At 67.3% G+C, this 25,405-nt stretch carries 25 protein-coding genes; 8 read left to right on the top strand and 17 right to left on the bottom strand.

Translation table 11 applies throughout. From position 1 onward, the window contains the following. Positions 1-5: 5 nt before the first annotated feature. Positions 6-563, bottom strand: a complete 558-nt coding sequence (locus DWV11_RS05170; protein WP_115787821.1) for an ArsR/SmtB family transcription factor — start codon at positions 561-563, stop codon at positions 6-8. Positions 564-748: 185 nt separating this feature from the next. Between DWV11_RS05170 and DWV11_RS05165 the strand changes: the two genes are divergently transcribed. After that, on the top strand, positions 749-1,228 hold the full coding sequence (locus tag DWV11_RS05165; protein WP_115787820.1) for a hypothetical protein: 480 nt from the start codon (positions 749-751) through the stop codon (positions 1,226-1,228). A gap of 34 nt (positions 1,229-1,262) precedes the next feature. On the opposite strand, the gene DWV11_RS05160 is transcribed toward DWV11_RS05165, so the two are convergent. After that, the gene (locus DWV11_RS05160; protein WP_115787819.1) at positions 1,263-2,474 is read right to left on the bottom strand and encodes an acetoin utilization protein AcuC; all 1,212 of its coding nucleotides are present in this window, start codon (positions 2,472-2,474) and stop codon (positions 1,263-1,265) included. A gap of 97 nt (positions 2,475-2,571) precedes the next feature. Here DWV11_RS05160 and DWV11_RS05155 point away from each other — a divergent pair, with 97 nt between their 5' ends. Then, positions 2,572-4,005 carry a TrkH family potassium uptake protein gene (locus tag DWV11_RS05155; RefSeq protein ID WP_115787818.1) on the top strand — a complete coding sequence of 478 codons (1,434 nt, stop codon included), beginning with the start codon at positions 2,572-2,574 and terminating at the stop codon, positions 4,003-4,005. Between the two features lie 40 nt (positions 4,006-4,045). After that, positions 4,046-4,684: a potassium channel family protein gene (locus DWV11_RS05150; protein ID WP_425452042.1), complete on the top strand. Its 639-nt coding sequence runs from the start codon at positions 4,046-4,048 to the stop codon at positions 4,682-4,684. An 86-nt stretch (positions 4,685-4,770) separates the two neighbouring features. Here DWV11_RS05150 and proC read toward each other — a convergent pair whose 3' ends face one another. The 7 genes from proC to DWV11_RS05115 form a co-directional block, all read right to left on the bottom strand. Then, positions 4,771-5,598, bottom strand: a complete 828-nt coding sequence (gene proC, locus DWV11_RS05145) for a pyrroline-5-carboxylate reductase (RefSeq protein ID WP_115787816.1) — start codon at positions 5,596-5,598, stop codon at positions 4,771-4,773. 314 nt (positions 5,599-5,912) lie between these two features. Beyond that, positions 5,913-6,761 (bottom strand): sugar phosphate isomerase/epimerase family protein, encoded by an 849-nt coding sequence (locus DWV11_RS05140; protein ID WP_115787815.1) that lies wholly within the window; start codon positions 6,759-6,761, stop codon positions 5,913-5,915. A gap of 1 nt (position 6,762) precedes the next feature. Next, the gene (locus DWV11_RS05135) at positions 6,763-7,815 is read right to left on the bottom strand and encodes a Ppx/GppA phosphatase family protein (protein WP_245953445.1); all 1,053 of its coding nucleotides are present in this window, start codon (positions 7,813-7,815) and stop codon (positions 6,763-6,765) included. Between the two features lie 60 nt (positions 7,816-7,875). After that, positions 7,876-8,292 (bottom strand): SseB family protein, encoded by a 417-nt coding sequence (locus DWV11_RS05130; protein ID WP_115787814.1) that lies wholly within the window; start codon positions 8,290-8,292, stop codon positions 7,876-7,878. A 201-nt stretch (positions 8,293-8,493) separates the two neighbouring features. Then, positions 8,494-11,217, bottom strand: coding sequence for a type I DNA topoisomerase (gene topA / locus DWV11_RS05125; protein WP_115787813.1), 2,724 nt, complete (start codon positions 11,215-11,217; stop codon positions 8,494-8,496). An 80-nt stretch (positions 11,218-11,297) separates the two neighbouring features. After that, positions 11,298-11,942 carry an ArsR/SmtB family transcription factor gene (locus tag DWV11_RS05120; RefSeq protein ID WP_245953444.1) on the bottom strand — a complete coding sequence of 215 codons (645 nt, stop codon included), beginning with the start codon at positions 11,940-11,942 and terminating at the stop codon, positions 11,298-11,300. 38 nt (positions 11,943-11,980) lie between these two features. Continuing rightward, the gene (locus DWV11_RS05115) at positions 11,981-13,738 is read right to left on the bottom strand and encodes a DUF7059 domain-containing protein (RefSeq protein WP_115787811.1); all 1,758 of its coding nucleotides are present in this window, start codon (positions 13,736-13,738) and stop codon (positions 11,981-11,983) included. A gap of 111 nt (positions 13,739-13,849) precedes the next feature. Between DWV11_RS05115 and DWV11_RS05110 the strand changes: the two genes are divergently transcribed. The 3 genes from DWV11_RS05110 to DWV11_RS05105 are packed head-to-tail and all read left to right on the top strand — an operon-like array spanning position 13,850 to position 15,442. Next, positions 13,850-14,290: a hypothetical protein gene (locus DWV11_RS05110; protein WP_115787810.1), complete on the top strand. Its 441-nt coding sequence runs from the start codon at positions 13,850-13,852 to the stop codon at positions 14,288-14,290. A gap of 24 nt (positions 14,291-14,314) precedes the next feature. Next, a complete protein-coding gene (locus DWV11_RS19920; RefSeq protein WP_136017881.1) occupies positions 14,315-14,860 on the top strand; it encodes a hypothetical protein in 546 nt (181 codons plus the stop codon). A gap of 45 nt (positions 14,861-14,905) precedes the next feature. Beyond that, positions 14,906-15,442: a hypothetical protein gene (locus DWV11_RS05105; RefSeq protein ID WP_115787809.1), complete on the top strand. Its 537-nt coding sequence runs from the start codon at positions 14,906-14,908 to the stop codon at positions 15,440-15,442. Between the two features lie 27 nt (positions 15,443-15,469). Here the strand turns inward: DWV11_RS05105 and trhO are convergent, their stop codons facing one another. Then, positions 15,470-16,363, bottom strand: a complete 894-nt coding sequence (gene trhO, locus DWV11_RS05100) for an oxygen-dependent tRNA uridine(34) hydroxylase TrhO (RefSeq protein ID WP_115787808.1) — start codon at positions 16,361-16,363, stop codon at positions 15,470-15,472. A 153-nt stretch (positions 16,364-16,516) separates the two neighbouring features. Between trhO and DWV11_RS05095 the strand changes: the two genes are divergently transcribed. Continuing rightward, positions 16,517-17,212: a GNAT family N-acetyltransferase gene (locus tag DWV11_RS05095; RefSeq protein ID WP_115787807.1), complete on the top strand. Its 696-nt coding sequence runs from the start codon at positions 16,517-16,519 to the stop codon at positions 17,210-17,212. A gap of 68 nt (positions 17,213-17,280) precedes the next feature. Beyond that, entirely contained in the window at positions 17,281-19,623 is a 2,343-nt protein-coding gene (locus DWV11_RS05090; RefSeq protein ID WP_115787806.1) for a DEAD/DEAH box helicase, read from the top strand. Between the two features lie 59 nt (positions 19,624-19,682). Here DWV11_RS05090 and DWV11_RS20470 read toward each other — a convergent pair whose 3' ends face one another. The 7 genes from DWV11_RS20470 to ssd form a co-directional block, all read right to left on the bottom strand. Beyond that, positions 19,683-20,117, bottom strand: coding sequence for an Rv3654c family TadE-like protein (locus tag DWV11_RS20470; RefSeq protein WP_115787805.1), 435 nt, complete (start codon positions 20,115-20,117; stop codon positions 19,683-19,685). Next, the gene (locus DWV11_RS05080; protein ID WP_115787804.1) at positions 20,114-20,722 is read right to left on the bottom strand and encodes a TadE family type IV pilus minor pilin; all 609 of its coding nucleotides are present in this window, start codon (positions 20,720-20,722) and stop codon (positions 20,114-20,116) included. The genes DWV11_RS20470 and DWV11_RS05080 overlap by 4 nt, the downstream gene beginning before the upstream one ends. Then, positions 20,719-21,102, bottom strand: coding sequence for a DUF4244 domain-containing protein (locus tag DWV11_RS05075; RefSeq protein ID WP_342767714.1), 384 nt, complete (start codon positions 21,100-21,102; stop codon positions 20,719-20,721). The genes DWV11_RS05080 and DWV11_RS05075 overlap by 4 nt, the downstream gene beginning before the upstream one ends. Positions 21,103-21,242: 140 nt before the next feature. Further along, positions 21,243-21,995 (bottom strand): type II secretion system F family protein, encoded by a 753-nt coding sequence (locus DWV11_RS05070; protein ID WP_245953442.1) that lies wholly within the window; start codon positions 21,993-21,995, stop codon positions 21,243-21,245. Beyond that, positions 21,995-22,765, bottom strand: a complete 771-nt coding sequence (locus DWV11_RS05065; RefSeq protein ID WP_115787802.1) for a type II secretion system F family protein — start codon at positions 22,763-22,765, stop codon at positions 21,995-21,997. The genes DWV11_RS05070 and DWV11_RS05065 overlap by 1 nt, the downstream gene beginning before the upstream one ends. Continuing rightward, positions 22,762-24,057 (bottom strand): TadA family conjugal transfer-associated ATPase, encoded by a 1,296-nt coding sequence (locus tag DWV11_RS05060; RefSeq protein ID WP_115787801.1) that lies wholly within the window; start codon positions 24,055-24,057, stop codon positions 22,762-22,764. Before DWV11_RS05060 ends, DWV11_RS05065 begins: the two co-directional genes overlap by 4 nt. Next, positions 24,054-25,286, bottom strand: a complete 1,233-nt coding sequence (gene ssd, locus DWV11_RS05055) for a septum site-determining protein Ssd (RefSeq protein ID WP_115787800.1) — start codon at positions 25,284-25,286, stop codon at positions 24,054-24,056. Before ssd ends, DWV11_RS05060 begins: the two co-directional genes overlap by 4 nt. Positions 25,287-25,405 lie beyond the last annotated feature (119 nt).

Here is a 25,405-nt window from a genome sequence, read left to right as displayed (position 1 = left end):
GCGTGTTACTTCTTCCGGCCGAACTTCGGCAGGTTGGGCAGGTCAGGCAGCTTCGCGAGCAGGTCCGCGGCCCTCGTGGCGGCACGGCCCACCGTGCGGCCGATCTGCTGGGGAACGGTGTCATCCACCGGAGCCGGTACGGGAACAGCGTCCTGTGCCGGCTGTCCTTCGTTAGCGGTCGGTGCGGTTCCTGCCGGGGCCTGGGACGTCCCGACGGCGGCCGGCTGGGCGGCCTGGGAAGCGCCGGGGGCGGTGCCCTCCCGGCGCTGCTTGGGTGCGGCGGTGGAGGCAGCCGCGGCGGGTCCGACGTCGAACGTCTCCAGCCAGCTGGCAATCCCTTCGAGGGGCTTCGGGTTCAGGGCGTAATAGCGCTTCTGCCCCTGGGCGCGCATGCTGACGAGGTCCGCCTCGCGGAGCACTTTCAGATGCTTGGAAATGGTGGGTTGGCTGGCGTCGAGCTCCTGGACCAGTTCCCCCACAGCTTTGTCCCCAGAGCGGAGGGAAACCAGGATGTCACGCCGGGTCGCCTCAGCAATGACGGCAAATACGTCGTCAGTCACCATGCCTCCCACCCTAGCGACATATACGTCAAAAGGCATCAACTATTTCGCGGTGCTGGAGCTATCTCCCAACTGCTTGGGCTGCAGGGGTCTCCGGATCGTTGACCGGCCCCACCCCCGATGGTAGAACGATCACACGGTCCAGGCGGCCATCAGGCTGCGGCCAGAGCGGGGCGGGGTGCGTGGCCATGGCTGAGTTCTTCCGGCGGCAGATGTTCAACATCATTGCCGCGGTGTTCCTGATCCTCTTCGTGGCCGTGTGGCTCGCGGTCCTGCTGCGGGTGGGCACGTGGGTACCGGTCGCCGGACTCACCGCCCCGGCCTTGAACGGCGCCCTGGTGACGGCCGCGGGCGTGATGGCCACCTCCCTGGGCTCCCTGACGGCGTCGGCACTGGGTTTCACCATCTCCGAGGTCAAACGCGAGCAGTCCGAGGCACCGGCAGGCTCCCCCGGGGGTTCCTTCCCCGCGGAAGTCGCCGCGAAGCTGTCCGGCAGGATCGTTGCCGCGATCATGGTCTACATGGTGATGGGCCTGCTCGTCCTCGTCGTCTGGCTGGTCAAGGGACCGGCATCCACGGACCTCATCGGCGCTTTCGCGCTGTCCCTGCTCGGCTGGCTGGTGGGGGCCGCGGGCGTCGTGTTCCAGACGGAGAAACCGGCGGCCTGAGATCCAGCCGAAGCAAAGGGCCTACCCAGGGGACTCAGTCGAACCAGGGATCCAGCCCGTGCAGCGGGAAGATTTCCTTGCGGGTGGCAATGATGCTGCGGTCCACGGCGTCGCCCGGGTCGTAGCCGACCTCCCACGAACGCCACCAGATGTCCGCCTCGTCCCCCATCCGCTCCGGGGCGTTGCGGCCGAACTCTTCCCGGACGTATTCGAGCCAGTCCTCGGGGACGCGGGTGGTCAACGGAATCGGATTCTGAGCAACAATGCCGATCAGGTGGGACCAGGTCCGCGGGACCACCCCGGTGATGTCGTACCCTCCTCCCCCGGTGGCGATCCAGCGGTTGCCGCAGTACCGTGCGGCGAGGCCGGCGACGGCGGTGGCGGCCTCGCGCTGGCCGTCGACGCTGAGGTTGAGGTTCGTGAGCGGATCGTTGGCGTGCGAGTCGCAGCCGTGCTGGCTGACGATCACCTCGGGCTCGAACGCACCCACCAGCTGCGGCACCACCGCGTGGAACGCCCGCAGCCAGCCGGCATCGCCCGTGTGGGCCGGCAAGGCGACGTTGACGGCGGTCCCCAGGGCGTGCGGCCCGCCGATCTCGTTGGCGAAGCCCGTGCCGGGAAACAGGGTCAGCCCCGACTCGTGCAGTGACATGGTGAGGACACGCGGGTCATCCCAGAAGATGCTCTGGGTCCCGTCTCCGTGATGGGCGTCGACGTCGATGTACGCGATCTTTGCCACACCGCCGTCGAGCAATCGCTGGATGGCCAGCGCCGCGTCGTTGTAGATGCAGAAGCCGCTGGCGCGTTCCCGGGAGGCGTGGTGCAGGCCGCCGCCGAAGTTCACGGCACGCACGGCCTCGCCAGAGAGGACCTTTTCGGCGCAGAGCAGCGAGGCGGCGGCCAGCCGGGCGCTGGCCTCATGCATCCCGGCGAAGGCGGGATCGTCGTCGGTTCCCAGCCCGCGTTCCGGGTCGGACGCCGTCGGGTCCTCGCTGGCGCGCCGCACCGCGGCAATGTAGTCCGCGCTGTGCACCCGCTGGAGTTCGACGTCGGACGCGACTTCCGGCACCCGCAGCGAGACGTGCGGCAGCTCGAACAGCCCCAGGGAGCCCGCCAGCCGTGCCGTGAGTTCGAGGCGCTGCGGCGCCATAGGGTGGCCGGGACCGAAATCATAGGCGGTCATGGCGGGACTCCACGCCACCGTCGTTGGCAGCGCGGACGGACGGAGGCCGGGCCGGGAAGTCATCAAAGACAGGCTAGCCTGTTCGCCCGGCCGCCGCGGGCGATTAGTGGTTTACTACTGAAGACAGCCGATCCGTCAACAAGAAGCGAAAAGCACTGCCATGACCCAGAGCCAGTCGAGGTCTCCACACCTGGCCGGCTGGCACCCCGACCAGCCTGAGCGCGAAGGCCTGTGGATCTTCACCGGCCTCCGGGACTTCATCGACAACATCGCCAACACCTCGCCGGCCCGGCTCGCCTTGACGGCGTTCTCCGTGGTGATCCTGCTCTTTACCGGCTTGCTGTCGCTGCCCGCTGCTTCTGCGGAAGGCGTCGTAACGCCCCTCCATGACGCGATGTTCACGGCCGCCTCGGCGGTCTGCGTTACCGGACTCACGGTGGTCTCGACGGCGGCCCACTGGACGTTCTTCGGCCAGCTGGTGATCCTGGTGGGCATCTTCGTCGGTGGCTTGGGAACGCTGACGCTGGCCTCGCTGCTCGCGCTCATGGTCAGCAAGCGGCTGGGCGTGCGCGGAAAGCTCATCGCACAGGAAGCCATGAACAACGCCGGCCGGCTCGGCGAGGTTGGTACCTTGCTGCGGATCGTCATCACCACCTCCGTGGTCATCGAAGGCGCCCTGGCGTTGGCGATGATCCCCCGCTTCATGATCCTGGGGGAGGACTTCGGGCAGTCGGTGTGGCACGGGGTGTTCTACTCGATTTCGGCCTTCAACAACGCCGGATTCACCCCGCACTCGGACGGCATCGTCCCCTATGAGACGGATCTCTGGATCCTCATCCCGCTGATGCTTGGCGTCTTCCTCGGCAGCCTCGGCTTCCCCGTGGTGATGGTGCTCCAGCAGAACGGGCTCAACTGGCGCAAATGGAACCTGCACACGAAGCTGACCATCCAGGTCTCCTTCATCCTGCTGATGGCCGGCACGTTCCTCTGGGCCCTGATGGAGTGGGACAACGCCCGGACCATCGCCAACATGACCCTGGGCGACAAGATCACCCACTCGCTCTTCGCCTCGGTCATGACCCGGTCCGGCGGTTTCAACCTCGTTGACCAGAACCACATGGAATCCACCACCATGCTGCTCACCGACGCCTTGATGTTCGCCGGCGGCGGTTCGGCGTCGACGGCGGGCGGCATCAAGGTGACCACCATCGCCGTCATGTTCCTCGCCATCGCTGCCGAGGCCCGCGGCGACGCCGACGTGAGGGTCTACGGCCGCACCATCCCGCAGGGCACCATGCGGGTCGCGATCTCGGTGATCGTGGCAGGCGCCACCCTGGTGTCGGTCTCGTCCTTCCTGCTCCTGCAGATCAGCGGGGCAACCCTTGACCGGGTGCTCTTCGAGACGATCTCCGCCTTCGCCACGGTGGGTCTCAGCACGAACCTCAGTGCCGAACTGCCGCCAGCCGGCGTCTATGTCCTGACCGCGCTCATGTTCATGGGGCGCGTCGGCACCGTCACCCTCGCCGCCGCACTGGCCCTGCGCCAGCGCAGCCAGCTCTACCACTATCCCGAAGAAAGGCCGATCATTGGCTAACACCTCAGGCGCCCCCAACCGTCCGGCGCACAATGCCCCCGTGCTGGTCATCGGCCTGGGCCGCTTCGGCTCGGCCACCGCCGAGCAGCTGGTCAAGCAAGGCCGTGAAGTCCTGGCGATCGAACGGGACCGCACCCTCGTGCAGAAGTGGGCGCCCGTCCTCACCCACGTGGTGGAGGCCGACGCCACCAACATCGACGCCCTCCGCCAGCTCGGCGCCCAGGAATTCAGCTCCGCCGTGGTCGGTGTGGGCACCTCGATCGAATCCTCGGTGCTTATCACCGTGAACCTCGTGGACCTGGGCATTGAGCACCTCTGGGTCAAGGCCATTACGCCCTCGCACGGCAAGATCCTGAGCCGCATCGGCGCCAACCACGTGATCTATCCCGAGGCGGACGCCGGCGTTCGCGCAGCACACCTGGTCTCCGGCCGCATGCTGGACTTCATCGAGTTCGACGACGACTTCGCGATCGTGAAGATGTACCCGCCGAAGGAAACCGTGGGCTTCACCCTGGACGAATCCAAGGTCCGCTCCAAGTACGGCGTGACCATTGTGGGCGTGAAGTCACCGGGAGAGGACTTCACCTACGCCAGGCCGGAGACGAAGGTGTCCGGGCGGGACATGCTCATCGTCTCCGGACACGTGGACCTGCTGGAACGCTTCGCGGCCCGGCCGTAGGGTTTCCCCGTTGCGTCCGATGAAGGCTCGGTTGTGGTGGCTTCCGCGCGGAAAACCCCGTCACGACTGAGCACTCACCGGCGGCGTCAGCCGAGCTGCTGCGTGATTTCGGCGGCACGGGCAGCCGCCGCCCGGGCGCCGTCGGCGATGATCGCGGGAATCCCACCCTCGTTGAACGCCGCGATGGCGCGTTCGGTGGTGCCGTTGGGGCTGGTCACGGCCACGCGCAGGGCTGTGGGGTCCGCACCGGGCTCGGCGAGCATGTAGCCGGCCCCTGCCACGGTTTCACGGGCAATCCGTAGGGAGAGCTCCGGATCCAGTCCGAGCTCGACACCGGCGGCGGCCATGGCTTCGGCAAGGTAGAAGGCGTACGCCGGGCCCGAGCCGCTGATGGCCGAGAGCGCATCCACCTGTTCTTCCGGGATTTCCACCACGGTGCCTGCGGCGGACAGCAGTTCAGTAACTAGCTGCAGCTGTTCCGGCGTGACGCTGCTGCCGGCCGACACGGAGATCACTCCGCGGCCGAGCTTCGCCGGGGTGTTCGGCATGGTGCGGATCACGGGCTGGCCCGGGGGAAGGGCGGCTTCCAGCTGGGCGATGGAGACGGCGGCGGCAACGCTCACAACGATGGTATTGGGGGCCAGGACCGGGGAGATCTCGCGGGCAAGGTCGGTGATGCCCACCGGCTTGACGCCCAGGATGACCACGCCGGCGCCCTTGGCGGCGAGTTTGTTGTTGTCGGGATCTTCGGCGCCGGCGATCGCCATGATGCCGTGGCGGTGGGCCAGTTCGTCGGCCCGTTCGGCCCGGCGCACGGTGGCGACAACGTCGGAAGGGTCGGTCCCCGCAGCGAGCAGGCCGCCCAGGATGGCCTCGTTCATGGATCCACAGCCAAGGAATGCGATTCGAGTCATGGCTCCATCATGCCAGTTCGCGGTTTCGCCACCGAAGCCGCCTGGTGCCCGTCAGGTGCCCGCCGGGGGCGACGCCGCGATTCCCAGCCAACTCCCAAGGTTATTGCAGCTTGCGCCCAACGTTGCTTCGTATCGTAGTAACTACCTCATTGAGGGTGCGAGTGATGAGGCGGGCATGGGGATGTCCGCCAAGGAGCACCGGTGGTTTGAACGGGTTTCCCCCCATTTTCCCGATCAGCCACCGGTGCTTTCTCGTTGAGGCGGCATTTCGGCACGGACCGCTGCCCGGCCGTCTCCCAACCGCCTGGGGCGGCTCAGAGCTCGAAGGCTCCCACGAGAGGCGCGCCCAGGTGCTGGCGGGCAAACCGCAGGGTCTCGGCAAGCCATTCTTCGCGTTCTCCCGCCACCTTGGCCCTGCGGGTGGAGATCTCGGCCACGATGCTGCCGGTGAACCCGGTGCCGGCCAAATGCTGCAGCACTTCGGCGCATTGCTGGGTGCCGCGGCCCGGGATGAGGTGCTCGTCCTTCCCGGACCCGGAGCCATCGGTCAAGTGGACGTGTCGCAGTTTGCTTCCGAGTTCCCGGACGGCGTCCAGGCTGCTGGCCCCCGCAGTGGCGGCGTGCGAGAAGTCCCAGGTGACGTCGTCGTAATCCTGCCCCACCGGGTCCCAATGCGGCAGGTACGCCAGCGCTTCCCTCCCGCGGACCCGCCACGGGTACATGTTCTCGACTGCGATGTGCACCTGGTAGAGCGCCGCCATCTCCCGGACACCCGCGGCGAAATTCTCCGCGTAGTTCGACTGCCAGCGGAACGGCGGATGGACCACCACGGTGCTGCAGCCCAGGTCCCGGGCCATCCTGCAGGACATTTCGATCTTGTTCCACGCCGCCCCCCAGACCTGCTGGGTCAGCAGCAGCGTGGGCGCGTGGATGGAAACGACCGGCTGATCGTAGCGCTGGCTGAGCTGCTCGAGCGCTGCGGGGTTCTGGCTGGTGGCATTGTTGGTGACCATGACCTCGACGCCGTCGTAGCCCAGGTCCTGTGCCACGGCGAAGGCGTCGTGCACGCTCAGGGGGTACACGGAGGCGCTGGAGAGCGCCACCGGGATCTTCGATTCCCCGCTCTGGTCCGCTTCCCTCAGCTGCCCGACGCCGTTAGTCATGTCAGCCGGCCTGCCTGGCTGCGGCGGTGGCCGGGACGGGGACGGCCGGGCCGCCGTCGTCCGCTGCCTTTTTCTTCTTGGAAACGGATGCGGCGCCGACGTGCGGCGCCGGCTGCAGCGGACCGTCGAAGACCAGCTGGTCGAGCCGGCGCAGGATCAGCCCTTCGCGCAGGGCCCACGGGCAGATCTCCATACTGGGGAACTCGAAGAGTTCCAAGGCGGTCTCGGCCACCAGCGCGCCGGCCAGGATCTGCCGGGCACGGGCCTCCGAGACGCCGGGCAGGTACAGCCGGTCCGCGACGGTCATGGCCGAGATCCGCTGCGCCCACAGGCCGAGGTCCGTGGCGTGCAGCTCGCGTTTGACGTACGGGCCTGCACCGCTGGGGGCGGCACCTGCGATGCGGGCCAGGGAGCGGAAGGTCTTCGAAGTGCCGGCCACGAGGTTGGCCCGGCCGAGTTCCTTGAATTCCCGCACCACCGGTTTCAGGGTGGAGCGGATGTAGCGCCGCAACTCCTTGACGCTCTTGGCCGTGGGCGGGTCGTCGTGGAGCCAGTCGCGAGTGAGGCGGCTGGCACCCAGCGGCACGGACATGGCCAGCTCCGGGAGCTCGTCCTGGCCGAAGGCCATTTCGAAGGAACCGCCTCCGATGTCAAGGTCCAGGATGGGTCCGGCTCCCCAGCCATACCAGCGGCGGACGGCGAAGAAGGTCATGGAGGCTTCTTCGTCGCCGGTGAGTTCCTGGAGTGTGACCGTGGTTTCGTGCTTGACCCTGGCCAGCACCTCAGGACCGTTGGTGGCCTCGCGGATGGCGGAGGTACAGAAAGCCAGCAGGTCCTCGGCCTTGTGCTTGGCCGCGAACTCCCATGCTTCGAGGACGAACTCGATCAGTTCGTGCTGCCCGGCCTCATTGATGTTCCCCTCCGGATCCAGGAACTGGACGAGGGACAGCGGCCGCTTGTGTGACGCGAACGCCACGGGCCGTGCGCCCGGATGGGCATCCACCAGAAGCAAATGGACAGTGTTCGAACCGATGTCTAGGACGCCAAGACGCATGCTGACATTATTCCGCGTTTGGAACTGTGTGAAGCAACTGCGACGGCCTGCGGCGGGGCACTACTCTCCGGCGCGCTTGAAATCGCGGCGGACGTTGGCGATGCCTTCGGGGCCCATTTCAAAGCCGTGCTCGCTGCCCGGGTTGATGACCAGGCCGATCTCGTCGCCGATGCTGTCGAGGATGGCCGAACCGTGGGTGGCCAGGACGTTCGGCGCGGCTTCGAGGAAGTGGGAGTCCACGCGGCTGGGGTGGCTGAAGACCGCGAGCACGGGCTGTCCGTCCACGTTGGCCAGGACAAGGGGCTCCACGGCGGCGTCGGGCGTGTCCAGGGCGTCAGTGCTGAGGATGTAGACCTCGTTGTTGAGGAAGGACAGGATGACCTCGACGGGGTTGGCATCGGGCTGCCCGGCCTTCGCGAGGTTCTCCTCAAGCTCGTTCAGGGGGCTGTTGTCAGTGGTTTCCGGCTGCTCGCTCATGTACCTAGCGGATCACATCCGGGCCCCCGCTGTCGAAATTCGCGGCGGACCCCACTTGCTCGCGCGTTCCCGAAGGCTCGCAGGTTCAAGGTCCCGCCGGGTTCCCAGAGCACGAAATCGCCGGAACACTGCCAGGTCGCCGGAAGGTTCCGGCGAGTCCGCGGCGTTCCGGCGATTTCGGCGAATCGTCCAGCCCTCAAACTACTTCTTGGCGGTGGCCTTCTTGGCTGGCGCCTTGCGCGTGGTGGTGCGCTTGACGGGTCCCTTGGCGCGCTTCTCGGCGAGCAGCTCGATGGCCTTTTCGCGGGTCAGTTCCTCGAGCGGGGTGGCGCGCGGCACGGTGATGTTCGTGACGCCGTCGGTGATGTACGGGCCAAAACGGCCTTCCTTCACCACGATGTTCTTCTCGGACACGGGGTCCGGTCCGAACTCGGCCAGCGGCGGCACGGCGGCGCGGGCACCGCGCTGCTTGGGCTGGGAGTAGATCTCCAGCGCCTGGTCCAAGGTGATCGTGAAGATCTCCTCTTCGCTGCCGATCGAGCGGGAGTCTGTGCCTTTCTTCAGATACGGCCCGAAGCGGCCGTTCTGAACCGTGATCGGGGTGCCCTCGGCGTCGGCGCCCAGGACCCGGGGCAGACTCATCAGGGCCAGCGCGTCGTCCAGGGTGACAGTTTCCACAGTCATGGACTTGAACAGGGACCCCGTGCGCGGCTTGGCCTTCACGGGCTTCTTCGGCGGTTTCGGCTTGCCGTTCTTGTAATACTCCACCGGCAGTGCGGCCAGCTGTTCGTCCGTCATTTCCGGAATGATTTCGGTGACGTAGGCGCCGTAGCGGCCGTTCTTGGCAACCACGGTGTGGCCCGTGTGCGGGTCCACGCCGAGCACGCGTTCCTCCGGGGCGGAGGTTTCCATGAGCTCCACGGCCTTGGCCGGGGTGAGCTCGTCCGGGGCGAGGTCCTCGGGGACGTTGGCCCTGGCGGATTCCACGATCTCGCCGGTCTTGGCGTCCACCGTGGGAACGGAGCTTTCAAGGTACGGCCCGAACTTGCCCACTCGCAGGGTGATGCCGTCGGCGATCGGCACGGAGTTGATGTCCCGCGCGTCGATCTCGCCCAGGTTGTTCACGATGCTCAGCAGGCCGGGATCGCTGTCCTCGCCGTAGTAGAAGTGCTTGAGCCAGGCGGCACCCACGGCCTCGCCGTTGGCGATCTTGTCCAGGTCGCCTTCCATGTCGGCGGTGAATTCATAGTCCACGTAGTCGGTGAAATGCCGTTCGAGCAGGCGGATCACCGAGAAGGCAATCCAGCTCGGCACCAGGGCCGAACCCTGCTTCCGGACATAGCCACGGTCCTGGATGGTGGAAATCGTGGAGGCGTAAGTGGAGGGGCGGCCGATCCCGCGCTTTTCCAGTTCGGCGGTGAGCGAAGCTTCCGTGTACCGCGGCGGAGGGGAGGTTTCGTGCCCGACGGCGACGATCTCCGAAGCCTTCAGGGCGTCGCCCTTCGCGACGTTCGGCAGGCGGCGGCCTTCGTCCGAGTCGTCGTCGCCGCGGCTTTCATCTTTGCCTTCCTCGTAGGCGGCGAGGAACCCGGGGAAGGTGATGACGGTACCGGACGCCGAGAACTCAGCGTCCCGCCCATCGGCGGACACCGCGCCGAGGCGGATCGTGGCGGTGGATCCCTTGGCGTCGGCCATCTGGGAAGCTACGGTGCGCTTCCAGATCAGCTCGTAGAGGCGGAATTCGTCCCCGCTGAGCTGTCCGGCAACCTGGGCAGGAGTGCGGAAGGAGTCACCGGCGGGACGGATGGCCTCGTGGGCTTCCTGCGCGTTGGCGGCCTTGTTCGCGTAGACCCGGGCACCCTGGGGGACATACTCGGGGCCGTACAGCTCAGAGGCCTGGCGGCGGGCCGCAGTGACGGCTTCGTCGCTCAGCGCCGAGGAGTCGGTACGCATATACGTGATGTAGCCGTTTTCATACAGGCGCTGGGCAATCTGCATGGTGCTCTTGGAGGAGAAGCGCAGCTTGCGGCCGGCTTCCTGCTGCAGCGTTGACGTGGTGAACGGCGCGGCCGGACGGCGGGTGTACGGCTTGGTGTCGACGGAGCGGACCCTGAAGTCCGCCTTCTCCAGCCCGGCGGCCAGGGACGCGGCGAGCTGCTCGTCAAGGTGCACCGCATTCGCGGAAGTCAGGACGCCGTCGTCGTTGAAGTCACGGCCACTGGCTACCTTGGCGCCGTCCACCGCGGCAAGCTTGGCCTTGAAGGAGCCGCTTTCCGCGCCGAACTGGCCGGTGAGGTCCCAGTAGGAAGCGGCCTTGAACGCCATGCGTTCGCGTTCGCGGTCCACCACCATGCGGGTCACCACGGACTGCACGCGGCCGGCGGAGAGGCCGCGGGCCACCTTGCGCCATAGCACCGGAGAGATCTCGTAGCCGTAGAGCCTGTCCAGGATGCGGCGGGTTTCCTGTGCGTCCACCAAGGCGGTGTCCACGTCGCGCAGGTTGTCCATGGCGCGGTGGATGGCTTCCTTGGTGATTTCGCCGAAGGTCATGCGGTAGACCGGGACCTTGGGCTTGAGCACTTCAAGCAGGTGCCACGCGATGGCTTCACCCTCGCGGTCCCCATCGGTTGCGAGGTAGAGCGCGTCGGCGTCTTTCAGCTGGGCCTTGAGCTCGGCAACCTTCTTCTTCTTGTCCGGGGACACCACGTAGTACGGCTTGAAGTCGTTCTCGATATCGACGGCGAACTTGCCCACCGAGGTCTTCTTCAGTTCAGCAGGCAGGTCCGAAGGCTGCGGGAGATCCCGGATGTGGCCGATCGAAGCCTCGACAACAAAGCCTTCGCCAAGGTACTTGGCGATGGTCTTGCTTTTGGCCGGAGACTCCACGATCACGAGTTTCTTGCCGGTTTTTGCCTTGCTGGGCACGGTTCTCCTACGAAAAGAATGGCTGGGGGCTGGTGCCCATCTTGGCCTAGTTCACCACAAAATGCAGAATCCTGCCTTTGCTAGGCCGACAAACCCGGGCTCCGGTCGTCCGGGATCAGGGACCACATGGTGGCCATGCGCTCGGCGCCGCTGGGAATGCTGGCCGGGTCCTCAAGCTCGTATTCACGCAGGATCTCATCAATCCTGCTGTTCAGTTCGACCCGTTGCTCCATGGTCAGGTACAGGAGCTTGCTTGCCAGGATCATCGCCGCCGAGGAGTCCGATGCCTCCCCCTTGGCCCGCTGTTCGTTCCTGGTGCGCGAATAGGCCAGCGCCCTGCGGCGGAACACGTCGAGTTCAAGATCGACGACGGCGAGCTCCGGGCTGGCGACGCTGCTGCCGGAGACGATGTTGAAGTCGGTTCCCGCCGCTTTCCAGCGGCGCTCCCGGGCGTCCCCGGTAGTCTCGGCGGGCACGACGATTCCCCACTTCTGCAGGGCGCGCAGGTGGTAGCTCATGGCGCTCGGCGTGAGCCCGGTCTGGGCCGCGAGCTCGGTGGCGGTGCGGCTGAGCTGCGATTCGTACAGCTCGGAAATCACTTCGAGCCTGGCGGCGTGCGCGAGGGCGCGGATGGCCTTGGGGTCGGTGATTTCGACCGTTTTTTCCGGCCGGCGCCGGCGTTTCGTGGGGACCTGTTCCGCGTTGGCCCCGTTCTCTGCATTCACCGGATCAGTGTAGCGGGAGCTGCTTTGCCTCCGGTCCCTCACCCATGGGACCGTCCCGTAGAGTCCTGCGCCCCGCCCGACGGATCCGCCTGATCGGCCGGCAGCAGGAAGCCGTCCCGGACCAGGTTTCCGACGTCGGACAGAAGGCCGGCGCGGAATGCGTCTTCGTCGAAGCCTTCCCCGCCGCCGAGCAACGCAGAAAGGGCTCCGACCAGCTGCCGGACCGAAAGGTCCCCATCGCAGGCCGAGACGAAACCGGCCAGCTCCGTGCTCAACAGGTTGGTCCGGCGCAGGCCCGCGCCCTGCCGCAGCAGGATGACACCGGGGTGCTCTGCCCCGGGCCGCTGGTGGCGTTCCTCCGTGACGTCCTCGGCAACCAGCAGGTGCGCGTCCTCCAGCGCGTGCCCGGCGAGCCAGTCATCGCGTTCGACGGCGGCGCCCAGGTGAGGCCCGACCGGTTGCTCGATGGGGTAGGTGATTTCCTCGAAGCGCCGGCGTCCGTCCGGCACCGGTGCGGTTCCAGCGGGCGCGTCTTCCGCAGTCCCGTTTGCTGTCACGGGCGCGGACGGTTCTGCGGCCGGGTTCCCGGCGGGGCGGCGCAGCCAGATCATGCCGAAGCCCACGGCCGCGACGTCCCGCGAGGCAAAGTCCGCCAGGTATGCGGCGTATGTCCCGCGGTACAGGGCCTTGTCCCGGCCTTCGGACGCGTCCTGCAGCCAGGTTTCGGCGTACACCTCCGGCCCCACCTGCTCCCGCTGGATGAACCAGGCCTCGGTGTCCGTTCCCTCCAGCCAGGCGGCGGGCCCTTCGCTCCAGCCCGAGCCTGTGGTGATTTCCCAGTTGCCGAGCATCTGGGCTGTTCCACCGGGAACAAGAACCTCCGGAAGGGCGCGGACGAGGACGGAGACGATCTGGTCCCCCGGCAGGCCGCCGTCGCGGTAGGTGAACTGTTCTGACGCTTCCTCGCCGCTGCTGCGCGGCGTAATGACGAAGGGCGGGTTCGACACCACCAGGTCGAACTGCTCACCGGCCACAGGGTCAAGCAGCGAACCGTGGCGCAGGCTGACACGCTCTTCCGGCCGGTCCGGGTCCAGGCCCAGGGCCGCTGCGTTGAGGAGCAGGTTGAAACGGGTGAAGGCGAGCGCCCGTTCCGAAATGTCGGTGGCCGTGACATGCCCGCAATGCTCCAGGAGATGGAAGGTCTGGATGCCGCATCCCGTGCCGAGGTCCAGCGCGCGGGCCGCCGGGCGGCGGATGGTGCTCTGGACCAGGGTGGTGGATGCCTGCCCGATCCCGAGCACGTGGTCATGCCGCAGGACCCCCGGCCGCTGGTGCGCGGCGAGGTCGCTGGAGACCCACAGTTCAATCGTCCGGCCGTCGCCGGCTTCCCAACCGTAGGGACGCAGGTCCACCTTGGCGGCGACCGCACCGCCGTCGAGCATCTCGGCAAGGCCGAGCTCCAGAAGCCCGGCAGTACCGGTTCCCGGCAGCGCGGCGTCGACGTCTTCCGCGGACTGCGGAACGGCAAGCAGCCACAACCGCACGACGACGGCGAGCGCAGCAGCCGCCCGCGGCTTGCCTTCCAGCGCAGCCGGCTCGGTGGCGAGCAGCGCCGGGACGAGCTGGTCCCGGCCGAGGGCGTCGTGGGCGGAGCTTCCAAGGAGCTCCGCCACGCCGTCCAGGGTGAACCCCGCAGCACGCAGATCCCCGGCAAGGGAAGTGAGCAGTTCCGGGAGGTCGCTCCGGGGCGCGTCAGGAGTATTGCCAGCGGTGAAATGCGTTGCGGAATCGGTCACCTTGAAAGTTTAGAGGGAGGTTACATGCCCGGGCCGACCGCTGGTCTGCTATGTGGAAAGCTGGTCTGTTATGTGGAAAATGGCACAGCGGGGAGCGGGTAGCGTGGAAACATGGCTTTCCTTCCCTCCACAGCCCGTGCCGTCTTGCGTTGCGCGGCGCCGGGCCTCATGGCCGCATTGGCACTGGCATCCTGTTCCGCAGCTCCTTCCGTGGAGGACGCCGACGTCCCGGCCTGGAAGGCCAAGGTGCTGCCGTCCGCTTCCAGCGTTGTCCTGGAGGATTCAGGGAAGATCCTCAAGCGCGAACCCCTGGTCAAGTCGACGGCCGTTCCCGCCGGCGACTACACCCTGACCGTTGCCTGCGACGGCGGCGGCAAGGCCTTCTTCACCGTGTCCGCCGACGGGCGGGAGATTACCGAAGCCGGCGCGGCCTGCAACGGAAGCTACGAGACCGCGCGGGTGGACCTGCCGTCCGGCGGGACGGTGGAGGTCACCGCGAGCAGCGTGGACGTACCCCTCATTTACGCCTACCAGCTGGCCGCGGCCAGGTAGCACGCCGTCGGTTAGGCTTTCCCCATGGCTGTGTGGGGACGGGCAATCGCGGTAGTGGCATTGCTGGCTGCCCTGGCGGCGTGTGAATACACGGAAGAAGGCGAGCCGCCGCCCAGCGCGAGGCCAGGTTCCCCTTCGACGGTGCAGCCGGACGTGCTTCTTTCGGGGGCCGCCCCGGATCCCGAAACTTTGAAACGGGCGCAAAGGGACTTAGACCGGGTCAGCTCTTCCTTGGGCAAGGTATCTCCGGCAACCGTGACGAAATCGGTTGGTGGCATCGCCCCTTCGGGCATTGATCCTGCTTCGCAATACGGCGGGATGGCAGCGAGTTCACGGGTCGATGCTGGCAAATACCTGTTCAGGACAACTTGCCTCGGGGATCAAGAGGCCTTCCTCATCGTCGTTCACGAAGGAGACCCGGTTGCACCCCGCACGATCCGCTGCGGCGAAATCGATGAAACCGACTACAAACTCGCGCAGGGACCAGTCACCATCAGGCTCCGGGGGAAGACGCCCGGTACCGGGTCCGCTGGAGGCGTACACGTCCTGAAGGTGCCTGGTAAACCGTAGGGCGCCACTCTCACGACAGCCCGCGTGCGGGCGTAAAGTCGGAATATGGGCCGGTGGCGAGGCCTCAAGGTGCCCCGGAAACGGCGGGTTGTTGCCGCCGTCGTGCTCTGTTGCGGCCTGGCGGCCGCCGGGCTGGCCGCCTGCGAATACAGCTACGACGACGGCCGCGGCCCGCTGCCTGTGCGCCCCGCTCCGGTGATTACCGACCCGGTGCTGCCGCGGGATCCGGGACTGGACCGCACCGTTACCGGCGAGGTCCTGGCTGCGTGGGCGCAACAGGCGCTGCCGGCCAACATCGGGCAGGCTTTCTTCACCAGTTACGGCTTCCTTGGTTCCGGTGAATCGCGCACGGAACGGACAGTCCAGCTACCGGCCGGAACGTATTCGGTCGCTTTGGCGTGCCGGGGCGCCCGCCAGGCGTCCTACTCCGTCCGGGACGGCAAAGACGCGATCATCGAACTCACGATGGATTGCGGTGAGACCCGCATCAACGTCGTCGAGCTGCCCAAGTCCACGGTGCTCGACGTCACTATCGAGGCCGTCAGGCGGGCAAATTTCGCCTACCGGGTGACCAGGATCTGAGCTGGTTCAGCCGTCTTCCGAGGCTGCCTAGGCCGCGCAACCTTGCGGGCAGCGCAGTGTTTCCGGGCTGGCTGCGCACTCGGCGCAGTAGAGAGTGAGGTTGCGGCAGCTGGGGTTGGAACAGTTTTCGAACTTGTTGGTCGGGGCTTCGCAACGGACGCATTGTCCGATGGTCTTGGCGTCCTCGCTGAATTCCACATGCATCCGCTTGTCGAAAACGTAGAGCGACCCTTCCCAAAGCCCTTGGTCCTTGTACTTTTCTCCGTAGCGGACGATGCCGCCGTCCAGCTGGTACACCTCTTTGAAGCCACGGTTCACCATGAGGCTGGAGAGGACCTCGCAGCGGATCCCGCCGGTGCAATACGTGACGACAGGCTGGTCCTTGAGCCCGTCGTATTTTCCTGACTCGAGTTCCTTGATGAAGTCGTGGGTGGTTGCCACGTCGGGAACGATCGCGTCCTTGAACTTTCCGATCTGCGCCTCGAAAGCGTTGCGGCCATCGAAGAACTTCACGTCCTGGCCGGCGGCCTTCTTCTCCTCCAGCATGGCGTGCAGTTCCTCTGGCTTGAGGTGGACACCTCCCCCAACAACACCGTTCGCGTCGACCTTCAGCTCGCCGGGTGCCCCGAAGGAGACGATTTCGTCGCGGACTTTGACGCTGAGGCGCGGAAAGTCGTCCGCGCCGCCCTCGGACCACTTGAAGTCGATGTCACGAAAGCCTTTGTACTCCCGGGTGGTCTTCACGTACTGCTTGACGTTGCCGATCTCGCCGCCGACCGTGGCGTTGATTCCGTCTTTCGAGATCAGGATGCGCCCGGTCAGCCCGAGCTTCTCGCAGAGGGCACGCTGCCACAGGCGCACGGCCTCCGGATCCGTGATCGGGGTAAAGCCATAGAAGAGCACAATCTTGTTTAAAGCCACGGATTTAAGGGTACCGGGCCGCGGCAAACCAGGCGCTCCGGGGGTCCCCGCCCTCCGGGGGTTTCCGCCCCTTGACCTGCGGCCCGGAGTGTTAACCCAGCTGTTACTGCCTCCCCCTGTTGCTCCCCTGCCCCCTGGGAATAGTCTCTCTACATGAGTCCAGACGCCTTGGTTGAAGACATCACGCATCTGCTGGAGGTCTGGGTGGCCGGTTGGGCCGGCTGCCGGGGCTACGAAACGCGCAAGGAAGGCCGGTTCCCCGCGGTGCTGCGTGCCGACAAAACCGGGGACTGGGAATACTTCGCCCACAACCCCTCGGATGCGGAATTCGCCGAACTGGCAGCAAAGACTTCAGAGGCTCCGACCCGCATCCTGACCATCCTCAGCAACGACCTCGCCCGTTACACCTTCCTCGCCAACGAGCACCGCCTGCACATCACCTCCGCATCCCAGACCATGATGATCGTGGACATGGAGACCCAGGACGCCGAGGACCCCTGGCTCTCCGATGAATCCCTGAAGCTCTCGACCTCCAAGAGCGGGGGCGTCCACTACGCCGAAGTCCGTTCCGGTGAGGACCTGGCCGCCAGCGGACGCGTGTGCGTAGTGGGCACCACTGCCGTCTTCGACAAGATTGTCACCGAGCCGGCATTCCAGCGCCGCGGCCTCGGCAGCTTCATCATGAAGGCCCTCGCGGCCCAGGCGTTCGAGCACGACGTCGAGAACGGGCTCCTCCTGGCATCCCTGGACGGCCAAAAGCTCTACTCGCACCTCGGCTGGCGGAGCATCAGTGGGGTCCTGATGCTGTCCACGTCGTCCGACCAGGACGGCGACCTCTCGGTGGACTGACTCCTTCCCGTTCCTTGGACTGCGCGTTCCGTGATCCACCCCCTTGGCGCCGGTGACAGAATGTTCTGGTGGATAACGCCGAATCGCTGATCTCCCTGCTGGGCCGCAGCCCGGACCCGGAGCAGCTCCGCCATGTCCACACTATTCCGGCCCGCAAAGCCGTCCACGAACCCTGGCCGGGGTGGGTGCACCCCGACATCGTCGAAGCCTACGGTTCGCTGGGAATCCAAGAACCGTACCGGCACCAGATCGAAGCCGCTGATCTCGCCCACGCCGGCGAACACGTAGTGATCGCCACGGGCACGGCGTCCGGCAAGTCCCTCGCCTACCAACTGCCCGCATTGGATGCGATCCACCGGTCGGAACTCCGGGTCCTGTCGGAGCCCGGCCGGATCCACGACGACGGCGCGGTGGCTCTCTACCTCGCCCCCACCAAGGCTCTGGCCGCCGACCAGCTCTCGGCCCTGCGTGCCCTCGGCCTGGCCACGGTCCGGGCCGAAAGCTACGACGGTGACACCGACGTTTCAGCCCGGCGCTGGATCCGGGACCACGCGAATTTCATCCTGGCCAACCCCGACATGCTGCACTTCGGCATCCTTCCGAACCATCAATGGTGGGCACGCTTCTTCCGCCGCCTGCGCTACGTGATCGTGGACGAGGCCCACAGCTACCGCGGCGTGTTCGGTTCCCATGTAGCCAACCTGATGCGCCGGCTCCGACGCATCTGCGCCTACTACGGGGCGGGCACCTCCTTCCCTGAACCCGTCTTCATCGCTGCATCGGCCACCGCGTCGGACCCGGGCACCTCCTTCTCCCGCCTCATAGGGGCTCCTGTCCGCGAGGTGTCCCACGACAGTTCCCCGCACGGCGCCACTACCGTGGCTCTGTGGGAACCTGCCCTGACCGAACTAAAGGGCGAAAACGGGGCCCGGACCCGGCGGACGGCTGTGGCGGAAACCGCTGACATCATGGCAAACCTGGTGTCCTCGAGGGTCCGGACCATCGCCTTCATCAAGTCCCGCCGCGGAGCCGAAAGCATCTCGTCCATCACCAAGAGGCTGCTTGACGAGGTGGACCCGAGCCTTCCCCGCCGCGTGGCCGCGTACCGCTCCGGCTACCTCCCCGAGGAACGCCGTGCCCTCGAGAAGGCGCTGCGCAGCGGAGAACTCCTGGGAGTGTCCAGCACCTCAGCCCTTGAGCTTGGGATCGACATTTCCGGGCTGGACGCCGTGCTCGTCGCCGGCTGGCCAGGAACCCGTGCCTCACTGTTCCAACAGATCGGCCGGGCCGGGCGTGCCGGCCAGGACGCCATCGCAGCCTTCGTGGCCAGCGACGATCCCCTGGATACGTATCTGGTCAACCACCCCGAGGCGATCTTCGACGTCCCGGTTGAGGCTACGGTGTTCGACCCCGGCAATCCCTATGTGCTGGGACCCCATCTCTGCGCCGCCGCGGCGGAGTTGCCCATCGGAAGCTCGGAACACGGCCTGTTCGGCCCAACGGCCGAGGGTCTGCTTGGCCAGCTCGTCGCCCAGGGCTACCTCCGGAGGCGAGCTGCCGGCTGGTTCTGGACACATCCCGAAAGCGCCGCCGGGATGGTGAACCTGCGCAGCGACGGCGGCGGACCGGTAAGCATTGTGGACGCGGAAGCGGGAACCCTCCTGGGAACCATGGATTCGCCCCAGACCCACTACCAGGCGCACACCGGGGCGATCTATGTCCACCAAGGCGACAGCTACCTGGTGGAGGAACTGAACGAGCAGGACCACTGTGTGGTGGTGCGGCGGACGAATCCCGATTACTACACCACTGCCCGGGACGTAACCCAGATTGAAGTGCTGCAAACGTTGCGAACAGTGGACTGGGGCGACATCTCGGTCTACTTCGGTGAAGTGAAAGTGACGACCCAAGTAGTCTCCTTCCAACGAAAAGCCTTGGTTTCCAATGAGGTGCTGGGCGAGGAACCGCTGGATCTGGGCGCCCGGGACCTTTTCACCAAGGCGGTCTGGTTTGTGGTGCACGGCCGCACGCTCCGGAACGCAGGCCTGATCGAGGCCCAGTTCCCCGGAGCGCTCCATGCCGCAGAACACGCCGCAATCGGGCTCCTTCCCCTTGTAGCGTCCAGCGACCGCTGGGATATCGGCGGCGTCTCCACCGCGCTCCATGCCGACACCGGAGTGCCGACCATCTTTGTGTACGACGGCCATCCTGGCGGGGCCGGTTTCGCCGAACGCGGCTACGAGAAAGCCCGCGTCTGGCTGACCGCTACGCGCGATGCGATCAAGGCCTGCGAATGCGAGAGCGGCTGCCCCTCCTGTGTCCAGTCGCCCAAATGCGGGAACAAGAACAACCCTCTGGACAAGGACGCCGCTGTGACCCTCCTCGACGTACTGCTCAAGGACGCGGTTTAGGCGTACCAAGAGCTGCGGTTCCCTGAAATAGGGGCCTTGGGTGGCACCAGGCCGCCGGCTCATGGTGGAGGGCCCGCCCGCGAATGGCCGGTGGCGCTCCCGAGGAACGACCCCTGCATCAGCCGTGTGCGGACCTCTACGATGCCTCCTCCGGCAAGCAGGCAGGAGGTCAGCGAGGCATTGTTTTGCCGGGCCGTCTCCGCGGCCACTGTGCAGGGGTCGCCTGGCTTGAGCCCGCGCGCTGCATCCGCCGCTGCGAGCGCAGCCATGTCCGCAGCCGCCGCGGCCCTTTGAGCATGCACCCCGGCCTGGGCCAGAAGGACTGCAGCGATCATGAGGCTGATGACAAGGAGACCCAAGCCAGCGGCGAGGATGGTCCCCGAACCGCGCTCCGGGAAGCAGGCGTCGGCGTGCCGGTCTGTGTGCCGGCTTGTGTTCCGGCTTGTGTTCTGGCCAAGGTACCCGCACCCCGTGCCAGGTGCCCCGCCCGTCATGCCACGGCCCCGCCGAAACGCAGCTGCGTGGGATCGCCGTCCCACTGCCGCCCGTCGTCGCCCCGCAGCCCGCCGCCCCGCAAGTCCTTGCCTCGCAGGTCCCCACCGAGGACGAGGAAATCCACGCTTCCCTCCGGACCGGGGATGCGCGGGCGCGAAGCTGCCGCCCGGTCGGGCAACTCGGTCCGGGCCGAGGCCCTCGCCGTGAGTGTCCACGGAATCACGGCCCCAAACGGCCCGCCGACCCGGGCTGACACTGTCACGTCCAGCCACTCCCCTTGCGTCGAAACGGCCGCAGTGGCCGTGTCCCCGGCCAGGCGCTTGGCAATGCCTTCCACGGTTGCGGTTCCTTCGCCGCGGGCCAAGGCCCGCGCACCCGCCCTGGCGGCTTCCTCGATCCGGAGTTGGGTGATCCCCGCCGCGGCCCCGGCCAGCAGCAAGGCGAGAAGGAGGAGTACTGCGGGAAGGGCAACCGCGAACTCGGCCGTGACAGCCCCTCGGTCCTTCACCGGGCCGGAGCGCCGCTGTTTCCTTGGCCGACGGGCATTGGCCGCCACCCAGGGAAACTGCTGGCCCGCCTGTACGTGGCCGGGGCGCGGGCTCATGGCAGGGCGAGTGCCGTGCGGATAAGGTTCAGCAGGAAACTCCTGACTTCCTCGCTCCGGAGGAGGACGACCAGGACGCCGGCAAAACCGACGGCGGCCAGCGTTGCGATCGCGTACTCTGCAGTGGCCATCCCCAGTTCCGATGCCATGGCGCCGACCCGGCGCTTGGACGTGGGGGAATCGCCGGTAGGACGCGACGAGCCGGGGAACAGCTCGACGACGCCGGCGCGGCCGCGTTTTTCGGCCGCGGACTGGCCGGTCCGGATCTCCGCCCGTACGGCGCCGGCCGGGGCCATCCAATCGCCATCGCGGCCGCCTCTTTCGCTGCCCGGGCGACCGTCCGGGAGTGGAGCAGTGCGGGTGACAGTTTGGGCTTTCATGGTGCTTCCTTTCTCTGTGCCAGGCGGTGTTGCCGGCTGATTCCGACTCTTCCCTGTATGACTTTCTGCGGTAAGAAGGGGGCTTCCGTAAGTGGAAAACTCCTTCGACTTTCCCTTGTGGAGGGAAACTGGCGGAGGTTTCAGCTGCCCGATGGGAGCATGGCGAGGAGCACCGGAACCACGCCTAGGCAGATGAAGGCTGGGAGCGAGCACAGGCCCAGGGGCACCACAAGCTTCACGCCCAGGGCCGCGGCCCGGCGTTCGGCCGACCGGAAGTCCTCCCGCCGCAGACGGGCAGCCTGTGCGTAGAGGACCGCGGACGAAGGCGCCCCGGTACGGGCAGCGAAGGCAAGCGAATCCCGCAGCCGAAGGGCCCCCTGGTTCTGGACGGCGGAGCTTCGCCAGGCCGTCTCCCAATCGGCCCCGATGGCCAATGCGGCCACCACCGGCCGCAGGGAATCCCGGACCGCGGGAGCGGAACATGAAGCAATCAGGTCCAGCGCCCGGCCGAGCCCGGCACCGGAGTCGAGGGCTGCTGCTGCGAGTTCGAGCATGATCGCGGTGCTTTCCAACCCCGCGTATCTGCGGACTCCGCTGCCGGTTCCGCCCGGCCTGAACCAGGCGAACCGGGCGAACCGGGCGAAAAGGTGCTGGCCCGGCACGCCGCGGCCCAAATGTCCGGCATCCAGCGCGCGGGACCCAGGGCTGAAATCCGGGCCCGGTCCGTAATCCGGGCCGGAGCCTGTGAAGCTGCTCGGACTTGCTCCCGCCACCGGGCTTCGCAGCCGGCGGATGACGGCCCGACGCCGGGTCCTTCCCGAACCGGGAAAGGCCAGGACTGCCGCCATGAACAGGACGGCGGCGACTATGGCAGCGGGCAGCAGCTCGCCCATCAGCTTCTCCCACGCAGTGCGTCGTGTTCCCCCGTTGCCGCCCGGACCAGCCGCACCGACCACATCCGACCGGCAACCGTCAGTATGAGTCCTGCCCCGAGCGCAGCCATGCCGAATGGATTTCCAAGGAGTATGCCGAGCGGGTCGACGCCCAGCACGGTGCCGAGGACGAGCCCGAACACGGGGAGCCAGCTCAGCAGGCGCACGGTGGCTTTCGGCCCGGCAAGTGCAGTCTGCCTGGCAGCCTCGGCGTCGTCCTCGGCTTCAAGGTGCGCCGCATAACGAGCGAATATTTCCGCAAGGGGGCAGCCGCTCGCTTCGGCGATGTCCAGGCAGTCCGCAAGCTCACCCCAGATCCGTTGCTCCTTCGCACCGAGCCGGGACGCCGCAGAGGCCGACCGGATGGCCGCGGCAGCCGAAACGCCGAGCATCGTCGCGGTACGCGCCGCAGAGAGAACAGCGACGGAGCCGTCCGACAGAGCCTGCCCGCCGCCGGGACTGACGCCATCCGGCACGACGCCGCGACCGTGCACGGTCCACGCCTCTTCCCAGAGCCGGGACGCGGAACGCCCTCCACGCAGCAGGGCGGCCAATTGCTGAACCAGCACGGCCAACGGGAGCTCCGCCTCCTTGCTGCGCCGGTGCCAACGCCTCGCTCTCCCCGTCTTCTCCCTGCCCATCACCCGGTCCATCCGGTGCCCCGGCCCTGGCAGATGGCCGACGGCAAGCCAAACCGCGGCGGCGAGCACCATGAGCAGCAGGATTGTCATGCTGCGGGTTCCGCCACGGCCGCAGCGGGTTCCAAGCCCGGCACCGGCCCCGTCCCCGTCGCCGCGGACTCCAACCCGCCCGCCCCGCTCCCGGTCACGGTTTCCATGATCGACAGCCCCAGCCGGCCGGAAAGGTGCGGCCAGGCCGGCCCTGCCGTCATTGTGCCGTTGTTCATCTCCAGCGCAGGGACCACCGACTGGCGTCCGGCCGTTTCCATCAGCACCCCGATGCAGCTGACGCTCCGGCCGGCCAGCGTGCGCTCCACGTGGACGACGACATCCAGCGCGCTGGCCACCTGGAGCCTGACGGCTTCCTGGCTCAGGCCGGCCAAGGCGCCGAGGGCAACGATGCGGGCGGGAACGGCGGAAGCAGTATTGGCGTGGATGGTGCCGCCACCTCCGGTGTGGCCTGTATTGAGCGCGGTCAGCAGTTCCCTGACCTCCGCGCCGCGACATTCGCCGACGATGAGGCGGTCGGGCCGCATGCGCAGGGCCTGCCGGACCAGTTCGCCGAGGTCCAGGACGCCTCCGCCCTCGAGGTTTCCGTGCCGGGATTCCAAGGAAACCACGTGCGGGTGCACAGGATTCAGCTCTGCGGCATCTTCGATGAGGACAAGCCTCTCCCCGGCGGCACACAGACCCAGCAAGGTGGAAAGGAGCGTCGTTTTGCCGGATCCGGTGGCACCGCTGATCAGGAAACTCAACCGCCGCTGCACGATTGCTTCGAGGATCCGCTGCGTCCCGGCGTCGAACATGCCACCGACCCGCAGCTCCTCCATGGTGAAGACCTCTTCCCGCCTGATGCGCACCGAGAGCAAGGTTCCCGCCGTGGAAATCGGCGGGAGCACCGCATGCACCCGGTACCCGCCCTTGAGCCGGACATCCACGCAGGGAGAACCGTCGTCGAGCCGCCGCCCGCCCGCCGAGACTAAGCGCGAGGCAAGGGCACGGACTTGTTCCTCGCCGTCGAACCGGACAACGGACGGTTCCAGCCCGTGCCCGCGATCGAACCACACTGAGTCAGGACCGTTCACGAAGATGTCAGTGACCGCGGGATCGCGGACCAATTGCTGGAGTGGGCCCAGTCCGTTGAGCTCGGCGCTGATCGTGTCGACGGCGGCCAAGGCACCGGCCGTGCCGAGCAGCCTGCCGGTGGCGTGGACCGCCGCTGCCACCCGCGACGGGGTGACCGGGCCGGCGTCGGACATCACTGTTTCCCGGACGCTTTCAAGAAGTGCGGCATCAAGCCGCCTGTCCCGGCGGAGTCGCTCGCCACGGCGTTCGGGGGTCATTCCGCACCGTCCTCGAGGAGGTCGAGAACCGGGGCGGCGAAACGGCGCACCGCGCGGCGCTTGCCGAAGTCCAGCAGCCGGCCCGTCTCGGCGGCGGCCGCGGTTCCCCGCAGTTCGGGCAGCAGCGCATGCAGGCGGAGGCCCAGGGATTCCGCGATGACGCCCGCGTCCAAGGCGCTTCCCTTTCCGCCACGCACCACCAGCGCCGCGTCTACCGGCGGTAGGTCCTGGAGGAGCCGTGCCGCGGCGACGGCCGCACGCAGCTGTGCCGGGGAAACGACGAGGATCCGGTCGCAATCCCACGCGAAGCCCCGCAGCGGTTCGGTTCCCCGGCCGATGTCGACGACGACCAGTTCGAAAGCGCGTCGCCCGGCATCCATGACGGCGGCCACGGCAAGCGCGTCGGGCTGGGCTGCCCTGTCCCGCGTGCCCGGCCAGGACAGGAAGGCAAAGCCGCCGGCAGTGGGCAGGGAGCCGGCAAGTTGCTCGGGGTCGATGCTGCCCTTTGCGTCAGCAAGGTCCGGCCAGCGGAGGCCCGGGGTGTCCTCGGCGGCCAGGCTCAGTTCCAGCCCGCCGCCCCGGGGGTCGCCGTCGATGAGGAGGGTCCGGATGCCGTGCGCGCCAGCTTCCTGGGCCAGCCAGATTGCCGCCGTGGAGGCACCGGCCCCGCCGCACGCCCCCGTGAGCCCGAGGACAAGTCCACCGGGGTCCGGGGCCTGCGACCTGCTGAGGTGCTCGGCGAGCCAAGCGGCCCCCTCAGGCAGGACGGCGACGCGTTCCGCTCCAAGCCCTGCGGCCAACTGCCACAAGCGGTCCCCTTCTGCGGCCAGCCCGAGCAGAACGGCGGGAGCCCGACGCCGGGGCGGGAGTTCGCGGATGTCGCTGCCGAGCAAGACGGTCCCGGCCGAGTCCCAGTGCGGCAAAGCCTCCTCGGCGCTGGCAGCCGTCCGCAGCTCCACCCCGAGGGCGGCAACGATCCTTTCCGCTTCGGCTTGGAGCCTGGGGTTTCCCGTGACCAGCAGGACGTCGGTCCCCTCGCTTGGCAGCCAAGGCGGCTCAACCCGGTCGGCGTGGGAATCCCACCGCGTGCCCCTGCGCCTGCCGGAGGCTTCCGTGGCCGGCCGGCCGGCCGCAAGCAGTCCGGATTCCGCCCGCCCGGATTCCGCCCGCAAAATGTCAGCCGGATACCCGCCGGAACCGTTCCCGTCCTCAATGTGCTGCCTGCTCATGGACCCACTGTCCGCGGGATGAATCCACCCCGGAAGGACCGCATCCGCCTATGTGGACAACCTCCCGGACGCAGCCTTGTGGAGGAACAGTGACGGATCAGGACGGTATGTGTCCTGAA

This window comes from Arthrobacter silvisoli, assembly GCF_003369445.1.
In the GTDB taxonomy this organism is placed as follows: domain Bacteria; phylum Actinomycetota; class Actinomycetes; order Actinomycetales; family Micrococcaceae; genus Arthrobacter; species Arthrobacter silvisoli.
Note: the sequence above shows the minus strand (reverse complement) of the source record. Positions and strands in the feature narration are given on the sequence as shown.